The organism is Rhizobium sp. BR 317, from assembly GCF_047445835.1.
GTDB lineage: Bacteria > Pseudomonadota > Alphaproteobacteria > Rhizobiales > Rhizobiaceae > Rhizobium > Rhizobium paranaense.
This window is the reverse complement of sequence record NZ_JARWLB010000007.1, coordinates 70588-83843: the sequence shown is the minus strand read 5'-3', so window position 1 is coordinate 83843 and position 13256 is coordinate 70588. Positions and strand designations below refer to the sequence as shown.

Below are 13256 nucleotides of genomic sequence, written 5' to 3'. Positions count from 1 at the left end.
CAGATTCCTGTCTCCAAGCCTCGGCCTATCAAAGGTMGGGGCTCATTCATCACGAAAATCGATTGGTCGCTMAGTCAAAGTCATGGGATTTGCCMGCCGAATTGCTCTAAGAAGGCGAAAACCGGAGACTTTGCATGTCGATATTGGATAGCCTCAGCCCGCGTGCTCTGACTGCGCCCGAAAGCGGGATCGTGGAAGTCGTGAACTATGCCCGTGGGCGCGATGGCCTGCTGCCGCTCTGGGTTGGCGAGGGCGATCTGCCGACGCCGGATTTCATCAACCGCGCCACCATGGCGTCGCTCAACGCCGGCGAAACCTTCTACACCTGGCAGCGCGGCATCCCGGAGCTACGCCAAGCGCTCTCCGACTACTATACGCGGCATTTCGGCGTGTCTCTGCCGATGGAGCATTTCTACGTCACCGGTTCCGGCATGCAGGCGATCCAGCTCTCGGTGCAGGCGATCACCTCGCCCGGCGATGAAATGATCTATCTGTCACCGGCCTGGCCGAATATTGCGGCTGCGCTCGAGATCGCCGGCGCCCGCTCGGTCGCGGTGCCGCTGCAGTTCGAAAACGGCAAATGGACGCTTGATCTTGAGCGTCTGAAGGCGGCGATCACGCCGAAAACCAAAGGTCTCTTCATCAATACGCCATCGAACCCGACCGGCTGGACGGCGACGCATCAGGACCTCAGGGATATTCTGGCGCTCGCCCGGGAGCACAGTCTCTGGATCATGGCCGACGAGATCTACGCGCTCTATTATTATGCCGGCGGCCGGGCGCCCTCCTTCCTCGATGTCAAGGAGGCGGATGACAAGATCCTGTTCGTCAACTCCTTCTCGAAGAACTGGTCGATGACCGGCTGGCGCGTCGGCTGGATCGTGGCGCCCCCCGAACTCGGCCAGGTGATCGAAAACCTCGTGCAATACTCGACCTCCGGCGTGGCGCAGTTCATGCAGAAGGGCGCCGTTGCCGCACTGAACGAAGGCGACGATTTTGTCCGCTCCAACATCGCCAAGGCCGCCCGTTCGCGTGATATCCTCTGCGACGCGCTGATCGCCACCAACCGCGTCCACACGCTGAAGCCGGATGGCGCGCTCTATTCCTTCCTGAAGATCGACGGCGTCACCGACAGCCGCAAGGCTGCTCTCGATATCGTCGACAAGACCGGCGTCGGCCTGGCGCCCGGAACGGCCTTCGGCAAGGGCGGCGAACTCTTCATGCGCGCCTGCTTCCTGCGTGATCCTGCACAGGTGGCGGATGCTGCGGAACGGCTGAGCCGCTATATCCTGAGCTTGTAGTATTTACCTTCGTCCCATTGGGGCGAAGGCATTTTCCGCCATTCGATAAAATTCGACCAATCCCCGAAAACCCTGCCTAACCATAGGAACAATCTTCCCTTCGCGGCAGCCCGCTCGGTCTCTTCTTTTAATCAAATCCGTAAGAAACCCGGCCTCATATGGTGCCTGTACGACTTTGCAGGGACGCGAAGAATGACAGTGTTGGTGACAGGCGGTGCCGGGTATATCGGCAGCCATATGGTCTGGAAATTGCTGGACGCCGGCGAGGATGTGGTCGTCATCGACCGTCTTTCCACCGGTTTTCGCTGGGCAGTCGCGCCGGCGGCACGCTTCTATTTCGGCGATGTCGCCGATGAAGTGCTGCTGGAGAAAATCTTCGCCGAAAATGATATCGACGCCGTCATTCATTTCGCCGGCTCCGCCGTCGTGCCGGCGTCGATCGAAGATCCGCTGGCCTATTACGACAACAACACCTGCAAAACCCGCATCCTGATGAGTGCGGCGATCAAGGCCGGTATTCGCCATTTCGTCTTCTCCTCCACCGCTGCCGTCTACGGCCCGCAGCCCTCCGGAGAGCCGGTGCGGGAAGACGCGCCGCTCAGGCCGGAAACACCCTACGGACAATCCAAGCTGATGTCGGAATGGATGCTGCGCGATGCCGCCGCCGCTTACGATTTTAGCTATGTGGCACTCCGCTATTTCAACGTCGCCGGTGCCGATCCGAAGGGCAGGGCCGGCCAATCGACCGACGGTGCCACACATCTTGTGAAGGTAGCCTGCGAAGCGGCCCTCGGCCGCCGCCGCCAGGTGGATATCTACGGCACCGACTATCCGACACATGACGGCACCGGCGTGCGTGACTACATCCATGTCTCCGATCTCGCCGAAGCGCATATGATGGCGCTGCAACACCTGAGAAGCGGCGGCGGGCCGCTGGTCGCCAATTGCGGTTATGGCATGGGCTATTCTGTGCTCGACGTTCTGAACATGGTCATGCGGGTCTATGGCCGCTCGTTCAGGATACATATGGCGCCGCGCCGACCGGGCGATGCCGCCAGCGTCGTCGCCGACACCACGCTCGCCCATCGCGAACTCGGCTGGGTACCGAAATACAATTGTATGGAGACCATCGTGCGCTCGTCGCTGGAGTGGGAAAACTACCTCGCCCACAGATCCGGTTTCGAAGCCAGCGGCTTGCTGAAGGTGTTCGCAGCACCAAGCATCTAAGGTCTCTTACGTTGGAAGCGCGTTCTATATTTTGATGCCTGGGTAGAAATGCAAAGTATTCAGCAATCCTTGGTAATATTTCCCAATAAAAATAACCGAAAATCAAGTTTTTTGTGGTTTTGTATGTGTGGGGGAAAGAAGCCATGAGGAACTTGCTTTCAGGCCTGGGCCTACAGAAAGAGAACCCGGCGTTTATGGTGGCGCAATATAAGGCGCTGTCGTCACAGATACCGGTCCTTTATATTCTTCTGATCATCAACGCCCTGGCCGTCGCGGCCACCCATATCCACACCGCACCGATGTGGCTGGCACTTTACGTGCCTGTCAGCCTGAGCATCCTCTGCATTTTCCGCATTATGTGGTGGCATATGCATAGCCAGGATCCCGTCAGCGCGGATCGAGCCTATAGCGTGATGCGCCGAACGGTCGTACTCGCCGGCGTACTGACCCTTGCTTTCGGCAGTTGGGCCGTCGCGCTCTATCAATATGGCAATGCCTATCAGCAGGGGCAGATTTCCTATTTCCTTGTGGTGACGGGCATCTCCTGCGTCTTCTGCCTGATGCATTTGCCGGCCGCTGCCCTGCTGACAACGGCGATCACCTTTTCCTTCATGGTCGTCACCTTCATGTTCTCCGGCAATTCCGTGTTCGTGGCGACGGCGACCAGCGTCATCTTTCTCTCCTTCCCCTTTGTCCGCGTCATCAATAGCTATTTCCGGAACTTTGCCGGGCTGGTGCGGCTGACGGAGGAACTTGGCGACAAGCAGGCGGAAGCCGAGCGGCTGAATCTCATCAACAGCCGCAACGCAATGCAGGATCAACTGACCGGTCTCGCCAATCGTCGCAGCTTCTTTCGCGAATTGCAGGATCTGTTGCAGCAACGGCCGGAAGAGCCGCCCATCGTCGGTCTTGTCGATCTCGATGGCTTCAAGCCGGTCAACGACGTCTTTGGCCATGCCGCCGGCGATCTCGTGTTGAAGGAGACGGCCGAACGTTTCGTGGCTTTGATGGACGGCAAGGGCACCATTGCGCGCCTCGGCGGAGACGAATTCGGCGTGATTTTTCCAAGCGATCTCGACCGCAACTGCGTCTCCGAGTTGGGGCAGGCTTTCTGCGCAGCGCTGCGCGAGCCCTACGATGTCCCGGGTGGTTCCATCCGCATTTCCGGCTCCTGCGGCATCGTCGTTCCGGAGGGCGGCGGCCATACGGCGGAGCAGCTATACGAAAAGGCAGACTTCGCCCTCTATCAGGTCAAGAGCCGCCGCAGCGGCAGTGTCGAGTTCTTCTCCCACGATCTCGAAGAAATCCTGCAGCAACGGCACCTGATMGAGCTGGAATTGCAGGGCGATAATTTCGCGAGGGAATTGTCGCTGGAATACCAGCCGATCATCGATCTCGATGATGGCCATGTCGTCGGCTTCGAGGCCCTGGCGCGGTGGAACAGCGCCCGCCTCGGACGCGTCAACCCCAATGCATTCATCCCCGCCGCCGAACGCACTGCAATGATCGGCAAGATGACTCGCATCCTCTTTGCCGAGGCGTTGCAGGCACTGTCTATCATGCCGCTGCCGCTGCGGATGTCCTTCAATCTCTCGGCCCGCGATATCTGCGACCATGAGACTTCGATGGCCCTGCTTGGCATGATTCATGGCGCCAAGATCGATCCGCGCCGTATCGAATTCGAGATCACCGAGACGGCATTGCTCTCGGACTTCGACACGGCTTACGAGGTCATCAGCCTTCTTCGCACCGCCGGCATTACCATCGCGCTTGACGACTTCGGCACCGGCTTTTCCAGCCTCAGCCACGTCCACCGGCTGGAATTCGACAAGATCAAGATCGACAAGAGCTTCGTCATGCAGTTCGATCGCGACGTCCGCTGCATGAATATCACCCGCTCGGTCGCTAATCTCTGCCGTAATCTCGGCATCGTCTCTGTCGCCGAAGGCGTCGAGAGCGCTGCGATCGGCGAGGCGTTGCATGCTTTCGGCGTGCGGCTGGCGCAGGGCTATCATTTTTCCAGGCCGCTGCGCTTGCACGACGCGATCGCTTTTGCCGAAGCGAGCGAGAGCGGCATTGCAGCGCGACGCGTGGCAAACGCCTAGAGGAAAAGCGTAGAGATTTTCCATCCGGAATGGCGTGAGATAKAGCGGCTCTGAACCGGCTTTAAGCCGGCGCATGCCCAAGAAAGGCCGGTGCGTTGCGATGCACGGCATCCACCAGAAAATCGATGACGGTGCGCACGCGCGGCGATTGCCTGAGGTCGCGGTGGCAGGTGATCCAATAATGGCGTTTCAGATCGACTTCATCGGGCAGCACCATCTGCAGGTCCGGATGCCGGCTCGCGATGAAGAATGGCAGGACGCAGAGCCCAAGCCCGTTCTTGGTCGCCGTCAACTGCGCAAAGATGCTGGAACTCTGGAATTGCGGTTTGATGCGCGGATGGATGTCGCCGAGATAATCGAGGCCGGGCGCAAAGATCATGTCTTCGATGTAGCCGATGAACGCATGCTCCGGCAGATCATCGCGGCTCTTCACCGGCGGGTGGCTGGCGAGGTAATCCTGTGATCCGTAGACCTGCAGATGGTAGTCGGTCAGTTTCTCGGTGAAATAAGGGCCAGCCTTTGGCGGATCGAGCACGATGACGATATCGGCCTCCTTGCGCGATAGCGACATGATCTGCTGGATCGTCACCAATTCCAGCGAAATGTTCGGATACCGCGCGCTGAACTCCGAAAGCATGGTGGTGAAGAAGAAATTCGAAAAACCTTCCGGCGCGCTGATCCGCACCACGCCGCGCTGTGCGGCTGAGCCGGCCGTTAGATCCGACCGCAGCCGCTCCGTTTCCTGCTCCATCCGCTCGGCCGTATCCACGAAGCGTTGACCCATGCCCGTCAGCATATAGCCGCGTGGATTGCGCTCGAAAAGCTTGACCTGTAGCGCAAATTCCAGCCGGTCGATGCGGCGCGAGACGGTGGCGTGGCTGGTGCGCAATTGCCGGGCGGCGGTCGAAAGCTGGCCGGTCCGGGCCACCGCCAGAAAAAACTGCAGATCGTCCCAGGTGAAATGCGGCGCGGTCTTCATCTCTTCCTTTCTGTTCAAAAATGAACAGATACTGTTTGGAATTAATTGTAAACTTCACTTGCGTCAACGCAGGATTTCAATGATCTTGACGGCCGGGAAAGTCGTTTTGAGGATAACGGCTGGCCAATTTTGAACAGATTCGTTTTTGCCAAAATCTCTGGGAGGAGAGGATATGCGAAAGAGTCTCATTGCATCCCTGGCACTTCTGCTTGCAACCGGTACTTCAGCGTTCGCCGCTGGCGCGTCCGACGGTGTGGTGAAGATCGGCATCCTGAATGACCAGTCGGGTGTCTATGCCGACTTCGGCGGCAAGTCCTCGGTGGAGGCGGCAAAGATGGCCGTCGAGGATTTCGGCGGCAAGGTGCTGGGCGTACCGATCGAGATCGTCGATGCCGACCATCAGAACAAGCCCGATATCGCCTCGAACATCGCTCGCCAATGGTATGACACCGACAAGGTTGATGCCATCATGGAGCTGACGACCTCGTCCGTCGCGCTGGCCGTGCAGGCGATCGCCAAGGAAAAGAAGAAGATCGATATCGTCACCGGCGCGGCGACGACCGATCTCACTGGCAAGCAATGCTCGCCCTATGGTTTCCATTGGGCCTATGACACGCATGCACTGGCCGTCGGCACCGGCGGCGCGCTCGTCAAGCAGGGTGGCGATACCTGGTTCTTCCTGACCGCCGACTACGCTTTCGGCTATTMGCTGGAACAGCAGACCAGCGATTTCGTCAAGGCGAGCGGCGGTAAGGTTCTAGGCTCCGTCCGCCATCCGCTGTCGACCAACGACTTCTCGTCCTTCCTGCTGCAGGCGCAATCGTCAGGCGCCAAGGTCATCGGCCTTGCCAATGCCGGTCTCGACACCTCGAACGCCATCAAGCAGGCGTCGGAATTCGGCATCACCCAGAGCGGCCAGCATCTGGCGGCGCTGCTCTTCACGCTCGCCGAAGTTCATGGTCTCGGCCTGCAGGCGGCCCAAGGTCTGACCTTGACCGAAGGCTATTATTGGAACCGCGACGATGAAAGCCGCAAGTTCGGCAAGCGCTTCTTCGATCGCACCGGCAAGATGCCGAACATGATCCACACCGGCACCTATTCCGCCGTGCTGCAATATCTGAAGGCCGTGCAGAAGGCCGGCACCGACGATACCGAAGCGGTCGCCAAGGAGCTGCACGAAATGCCGGTCGACGACGTCTTCGGCCGCGGCGGCACGGTCGGGCCTAACGGCCGTATGATCCACGACATGTACCTTCTTCAGGTCAAGAAGCCTGAGGAGAGCAAGGGGGCGTGGGATTACTACAACGTGCTGGCAACGATTCCCGGCAAGGAAGCCTACATCGATCCAGCCAAGAGCGGCTGCGATCTCGTCAAGCAGTAAGTTTGCGATCAGCCGATGGCGATCTCTGCGACAGAGAAACAGGAAGAGCCACGGGTGGTTTTATCCGCCCGCGGCCTCCGACGCGATTTTGGCGGCTTCACGGCCGTCAAGAATGTCGATCTCGATGTGCGCCATGCCCGCGTGCATGCCCTGATCGGCCCGAACGGCGCCGGCAAAACGACGGTGTTCAATCTCCTGACMAAGTTCCTGCAGCCGACGCATGGCACGATCACGTTGCTCGGCACCGACATTACCAGGACGAAGCCGGACAAGGTGGCGCGCATGGGGCTGGTGCGCTCGTTCCAGATTTCGGCCGTCTTTCCGCATCTTTCCGTGCTCGACAATGTCCGTGTCGCCCTGCAGCGGCCGAACAATCTGGCACATCAATTCTGGCGGCCGATMTCGGCGCTGGCGAGCCTTGACGATCGCGCCGAGCAATTGCTGGCAGCGGTCGGTCTGACGAAGGAGCGCGACGCCATCGCGGCCGATCTCTCCTATGGCCGCAAGCGCGTGCTGGAGATTGCGACGACCTTGGCGCTTGATCCCAAGGTGCTGCTGCTCGACGAGCCGATGGCCGGCATGGGGCTGGAGGACGTCAACACCGTCTCCGCCATCATCCGCGACGTCGCGCGCGACCGGGCGGTGCTGATGGTGGAACACAATCTCTCCGTCGTCGCCGATATCTGCCATCACGTCACGGTGCTCCAGCGTGGCGAAATCCTTGCCGAAGGCGATTACGCCACGGTCAGCCAGGACCCGCGCGTCCGCGAGGCCTATATGGGCACGGAGGAGGCTTGAGCATGGCGGCACTGCTTGAAGTCCAGGGTCTCAATGCCTGGTATGGCGAAAGCCACATATTGCATGGCGTCGACATGAACGTCGGCGAGGGCGAAACTATCACCATTCTCGGCCGCAATGGCGTCGGCAAGACGACGACGCTGCGCACCATCATCGGCATCGTTCGGGCGCGCAAGGGCAGGATCGCCTTTGCCGGCGCCGACATGATGCAGGTGCCGCTGCACAAGACGGCGCACCGCGGCATCGGTTTCGTGCCCGAGGAGCGCGGCATCTTCTCGACGCTCAACGTTCATGAAAACCTGATGCTGCCGCCGGTCGTCGCGCAGGGCGGGATGACGGTCGACGAGATTTTCGAACTGTTTCCCAATCTGTACGAGCGCCGCAACAGCCCCGGTACGAAACTCTCCGGCGGCGAGCAGCAAATGCTCGCCATGGCCCGCATTCTGCGCACCGGCGTGCGGATGCTGCTGCTCGACGAACCGACCGAGGGACTGGCACCCGTCATCGTCCAGCGTATCGGCGAGGTGTTGAAGAAGCTGAAGGAGCGCGGCATGACCATTCTGCTGGTCGAGCAGAACTTCCGCTTCGCCAGCCGCATTGCCGACCGCTTCTATCTGATGGATCATGGCCAGATGGTCTCGGAATTTCCAGTCGGCGAATTGCCGGAGCGGATGGGCATGCTGCACAAGGTTCTGGGGGTTTGACGCCATGACCATGATATTTGGCATCCCGCTGCAGGCGCTTCTCGGACAATTGCTGATCGGGCTGATCAACGGTTCCTTCTATGCGCTCTTGAGCCTCGGGCTCGCGATCATCTTCGGCATGCTGCGGGTGATCAATTTTGCCCACGGTGCGCTCTACATGCTCGGCGCCTTTACCGCCTATCTGCTGCTTGCCTATGCCGGCATCGGCTATTGGCCGTCATTGGTGCTGGCGCCGCTGATTGTTGGCCTGTTCGGCGCGGTCGTCGAGCGCCTGTGCCTGCGCCGGCTCTACAAGGTCGATCCGCTCTACGGTCTGCTCTTTACCTTCGGCATGGCGCTGACCATCGAAGGCACGTTCCGCTATCTCTATGGTTCTTCGGGTCAGCCTTACTCCGTGCCGACGGCGCTGGCGGGCGGGGTCAATCTCGGCTTCATGTTCCTGCCGATCTATCGCGGCTGGGTGATCGTCGTGTCGCTTATCGTCTGCATCGGCACATGGCTACTGATCGAGAAGACCAAGCTCGGCGCCTATCTGCGCGCCGCAACCGAAAATTCGGTGCTGGTGCAGGTCTTCGGCGTCAACGTGCCGGTGCTTCTGACGTTGACCTATGCCTTCGGCGTCGCGCTCGCCGCTCTTGCCGGCGTGCTGGCCGCGCCGATCTATCAGGTCTCGCCGCTGATGGGATCGAACATGATCATCATCGTCTTTGCGGTGGTGGTCGTCGGCGGCATGGGCTCKATCATGGGTGCCATCATCACCGGCTATGTGCTCGGTGTCGCGGAAGGCCTAACGAAGGTTTTCTATCCGGAAGCATCCAACATCGTCATCTTCGTGATCATGGCGATCGTGCTGCTCCTCAGGCCCGCGGGCCTCTTTGGCCGGGATGCGTGATATGGCTGATATGACCGATACGCTGAAATCCGAAAGCCGCCGCCCGTCGCCATCAGTCCAGAAGGCCTTTCTGGTCGTCGGCCTGGTCCTGCTGATATGGGCGCCGTTTTTCATCTACCCCATCTTCGTCATGAAGGTGCTCTGTTTCGCGCTGTTCGCCTGCGCCTTCAACCTGCTGCTCGGCTATACCGGCCTTCTCTCCTTCGGCCATGCCACCTTCTTCGGTGGAGCGGCCTATTTCACGGCGTATACCGTGAAGGAATGGGGCGTGCCGCCGGAACTCGGCATTCTGATCGGCGTTGCGGGCGCTGCGCTGCTTGGCCTGATCATGGGCTTCGTCGCCATCCGCCGGCAGGGCATCTATTTCGCCATGATCACGCTGGCGCTCTCTTACATGTTCTATTTCTTCTGCCTGCAGGCGAAGTTCACCCAGGGCGAAGATGGCATTCAGTCGGTGCCGCGCGGCTATCTCTTCGGCGTCATCGATCTGAACAATTCGTTCAACATGTACTATTTCGTGCTGGCGGTATTCATCATCGGCGTGCTGATCATCTGGCGCTTCATCAATTCGCCCTTCGGCATGATCCTGAAATCGATCCGGGAAAATGAGCAGCGGGCGATTTCGCTCGGCTATTCCGTAGCGCATTACAAGCTCGGCGCCTTCGTCATGTCGGCCGCACTTGCCGGGCTTGCGGGTGCGGTCAAGGCGTTGGTTTTCCAGTTCGCGACCCTCACGGATGTCGCCTGGCAGATGTCGGGCGAGGTGATCCTGATGACCTTGCTCGGCGGCATCGGCACGTTGGTCGGCCCGCTTTTCGGCGCCGGCTTCGTGGCAACGCTGGAAAACTATCTCGCCACCTCGGAATTCCCGGTCACCGTCATCACCGGCATCGTCTTCATGGTCTGCGTCCTGCTCTTCCGCCGCGGTATTATCGGCGAGTTCTACGCTTCGCGGCTGGGGCGGAAGCTGGGATTTGAGTATCGGCGGTAAAGATTAGGCCCATGCGTTTTTGGTATGCACCCCCTCACCCCAGCCCTCTCCCCGAGGGGAGAGGGGGAATTGTTCCTGAAATTCACCGGATCGGTGGCCGGCGCAAATGCCGAAATGGTCCCCTCTCCCCTCGGGGAGAGGGTTAGGGTGAGGGGCATGCAGATGGATCGCTTCGACTACATCATCATCGGCGCCGGCAGTGCCGGCTGCGTGCTTGCCAACCGGCTGTCGGCGGATCGCAACAACAGGGTGCTGCTGCTGGAGGCGGGGGGCAGCGACAATTACCACTGGATCCACATCCCGGTCGGCTATCTCTATTGCATCAACAATCCCCGCACCGACTGGTGCTTCACAACAGCGCCGGAAGCCGGGCTGAACGGCCGCTCGTTGAACTATCCGCGCGGCAAGGTGCTCGGCGGCAGCTCGTCGATCAATGGCATGATCTATATGCGCGGCCAGGCACGCGATTATGATCTCTGGCGGCAGCTCGGCTGCGCTGGCTGGGGCTGGGACGATGTATTGCCCTATTTCGTGAAGTCCGAAGACTACTACAGAGGCAAGGACGAGATGCATGGCGCCGGCGGCGAATGGCGAGTCGAGAAGGCTCGCGTGCGCTGGGCCGTGCTCGACGCTTTCCAGGCGGCCGCGCGTGAAGCCGGTATTCCCGAGACAGCGGATTTCAATCGCGGCAATAATGAAGGTTCCGGCTATTTCGACGTCAACCAGCGCGCGGGCATTCGCTGGAACACCGCGAAGGCCTTCCTGCGGCCGGCGCTGAAACAGGGCAATCTCACCGTTCTCACCAAGGCCCAGGTCCGCCGCCTGCTGATCGAGGACGATGCCGTCATCGGTGTCGAGTTCCAGCATGACGGCGTGACCAAACGCGCTTTTGCGGACAAGGAGACGGTGCTTTCCGCCGGCGCGATCGGCTCGCCGCAGATCCTTGAACTATCCGGTCTCGGTCGCGGCGACGTATTGAGCCAGGCCGGCATCGAGGTGGTGCGGGAGGTCAAGGCGATCGGCGAGAACCTGCAGGATCACCTGCAACTGCGCATGGCCTACAAAGTGACCGGCGTGCCGACGCTGAACGAGAAGGCGACGAAGTTCTTCGGCAAGGCGGCGATCGGTCTGGAATATCTCGTGCGCCGCTCCGGACCGATGGCGATGGCGCCGAGCCAACTCGGCATCTTCACCCGCTCCGGCCCCGACAAGGAAACCCCGGACCTGCAATACTATGTGCAGCCGGTCTCGCTCGACAAGTTCGGCGATCCCGTCCATCCGTTTCCGGCGATTACCGCCAGCGTCTGCAACCTGAGGCCGGAGAGCCGCGGCTCTGTGCACATCCAGAGCCCCCAATTCACAGCCCAGCCAAAGATCAGCCCCAACTATCTCTCGGCATTGCGCGATCGCGAAATTGCCGTGCGCTCCATCCGGCTGACGCGGCGCATCGTGGAGCAGCCGTCATTCGCCAAGTTCAAGCCGGAAGAATTCAAGCCCGGCCCATCCTATCAGACTGACGCCGATCTAGAGCGCGCCGCCGGCGATATCGGCACGACGATCTTTCATCCGGTCGGCACCTGCCGCATGGGCGGCGATCCGCAAAGCGTGGTCGATCCGCGGCTGCGGTTTCGGGCGCTGGCAAGGCTTCGGATCGCCGATGCTTCCGTCATGCCGTCGATCACCTCGGGTAATACCAATTCGCCGACCATCATGATTGCCGAAAAAGCCGCGGAGATGATCCTTGCCGATAACCGCTGAGCGCCTATTGATGAGTGGAGGTAGGATGGGGAGTTTCGAATGGACAGCATAGACGAGGTCATCATCGAACGTCGGGGATCGGCGGGTCTCATCCGGCTCAACCGGCCGCAGGCGCTGAACAGCCTGACGTTGCCGATGATCCGGGCGATCGCATCGGCTCTTGATGATTTCGCCGCCGATCCTTCCATCGCCTGCGTCATCGTTAGGGGCGAGGGCGATCGCGCCTTCTGCGCCGGCGGCGATATCCGCCTGTTGCATGAGAGCGGCAAACGAGGCTCTGCAGACGCCGAGACCTTCTGGCGCGAGGAATTCCGCCTCAACCATGCCATTGCCCGCTATCCCAAACCCTATGTGGCGTTGATGGACGGCATCACGATGGGCGGCGGCGTCGGACTGTCCTCGCACGGCAGCCATCGCGTCGTCACCGAGCGCACCCGGCTCGCTATGCCGGAAACCGGCATCGGCTATTTTCCCGATGTCGGCGCTACCTGGCTTTTGCCGCGAGCGCCCGGAGAAGCTGGCACATGGATGGGCCTGACCGGCCTCGCCATCCATGCGGCCGATGCGATCCATGCGCGGCTGGCCGATCATTGTGTTGCGTCCTCCGATCTCTCCGCACTGATCGAGGCGATCGGGGCGCTACCCGGTTCTGCATCGCCGGACGATGTGCACGGGGTGATTGCCGGCATGGCGATTTCCGCCGGCGAAAGCCGCCTGGCCGCCAACCGCGACATGATCGATCGGGCGCTGGCCTATGATCTTGTCGAGGACATTCAGGAGGCGCTGGCGCGGGAGGCGGGCGATTTCGCTGCCGAGACCCTGCAGATCATCGGCACGCGCTCGCCGACCAGCCTGAAACTGACGTTGCGGCTGCTGCGCGCCGGGCGCAATAGCGCAAACCTCGCCGAATGCCTGGATCGTGAACTCGGCGCCTGCATGCGGATATTGTATAATCCCGACTTTTACGAAGGCGTTCGCGCAGCCGTCATCGACAAGGACCGCAATCCGAAATGGTCGCCGGCGAGCCTTGCCGAGGTCGAAGATGCCGCCATCGATCGCTTCTTCGTACCGCCGCAGCCGCCGCTTTTCGCGATGTAAAGAGAATGGGAGGAAAAGCATC

The 13256-nt window shown here is 60.5% G+C and carries 11 protein-coding genes; 10 read left to right on the top strand and 1 reads right to left on the bottom strand.

What is annotated here, in order from left to right:
* Window positions 1–134 precede the first annotated feature (134 nt).
* From QD357_RS13140 to QD357_RS13130, 3 genes are all read left to right on the top strand, one after another.
* Window positions 135–1301, top strand: coding sequence for a pyridoxal phosphate-dependent aminotransferase (locus QD357_RS13140; RefSeq protein ID WP_107106948.1), 1167 nt, complete (start codon window positions 135–137; stop codon window positions 1299–1301).
* A gap of 192 nt (window positions 1302–1493) precedes the next feature.
* The gene (gene galE, locus QD357_RS13135) at window positions 1494–2528 is read left to right on the top strand and encodes a UDP-glucose 4-epimerase GalE (protein WP_107106949.1); all 1035 of its coding nucleotides are present in this window, start codon (window positions 1494–1496) and stop codon (window positions 2526–2528) included.
* A 143-nt stretch (window positions 2529–2671) separates the two neighbouring features.
* Window positions 2672–4633 carry a putative bifunctional diguanylate cyclase/phosphodiesterase gene (locus QD357_RS13130; protein ID WP_107106950.1) on the top strand — a complete coding sequence of 654 codons (1962 nt, stop codon included), beginning with the start codon at window positions 2672–2674 and terminating at the stop codon, window positions 4631–4633.
* Window positions 4634–4694: 61 nt separating this feature from the next.
* Here the strand turns inward: QD357_RS13130 and QD357_RS13125 are convergent, their stop codons facing one another.
* Window positions 4695–5612: a LysR family transcriptional regulator gene (locus QD357_RS13125; protein ID WP_107106951.1), complete on the bottom strand. Its 918-nt coding sequence runs from the start codon at window positions 5610–5612 to the stop codon at window positions 4695–4697.
* Between the two features lie 172 nt (window positions 5613–5784).
* Between QD357_RS13125 and QD357_RS13120 the strand changes: the two genes are divergently transcribed.
* From QD357_RS13120 to QD357_RS13090, 7 genes are all read left to right on the top strand, one after another.
* Window positions 5785–6993 carry an ABC transporter substrate-binding protein gene (locus tag QD357_RS13120; protein ID WP_414124418.1) on the top strand — a complete coding sequence of 403 codons (1209 nt, stop codon included), beginning with the start codon at window positions 5785–5787 and terminating at the stop codon, window positions 6991–6993.
* A gap of 15 nt (window positions 6994–7008) precedes the next feature.
* Window positions 7009–7791 carry an ABC transporter ATP-binding protein gene (locus tag QD357_RS13115; RefSeq protein WP_107106953.1) on the top strand — a complete coding sequence of 261 codons (783 nt, stop codon included), beginning with the start codon at window positions 7009–7011 and terminating at the stop codon, window positions 7789–7791.
* A gap of 2 nt (window positions 7792–7793) precedes the next feature.
* Entirely contained in the window at window positions 7794–8495 is a 702-nt protein-coding gene (locus QD357_RS13110) for an ABC transporter ATP-binding protein (protein ID WP_107106954.1), read from the top strand.
* Window positions 8496–8499: 4 nt separating this feature from the next.
* The gene (locus tag QD357_RS13105) at window positions 8500–9387 is read left to right on the top strand and encodes a branched-chain amino acid ABC transporter permease (protein ID WP_107106955.1); all 888 of its coding nucleotides are present in this window, start codon (window positions 8500–8502) and stop codon (window positions 9385–9387) included.
* A 1-nt stretch (window position 9388) separates the two neighbouring features.
* Window positions 9389–10378 (top strand): branched-chain amino acid ABC transporter permease, encoded by a 990-nt coding sequence (locus tag QD357_RS13100; RefSeq protein ID WP_107106956.1) that lies wholly within the window; start codon window positions 9389–9391, stop codon window positions 10376–10378.
* 162 nt (window positions 10379–10540) lie between these two features.
* Entirely contained in the window at window positions 10541–12136 is a 1596-nt protein-coding gene (locus QD357_RS13095) for a GMC family oxidoreductase (protein ID WP_414124463.1), read from the top strand.
* Window positions 12137–12175: 39 nt separating this feature from the next.
* Window positions 12176–13234: an enoyl-CoA hydratase/isomerase family protein gene (locus QD357_RS13090; protein WP_107106957.1), complete on the top strand. Its 1059-nt coding sequence runs from the start codon at window positions 12176–12178 to the stop codon at window positions 13232–13234.
* Window positions 13235–13256: the final 22 nt, after the last annotated feature.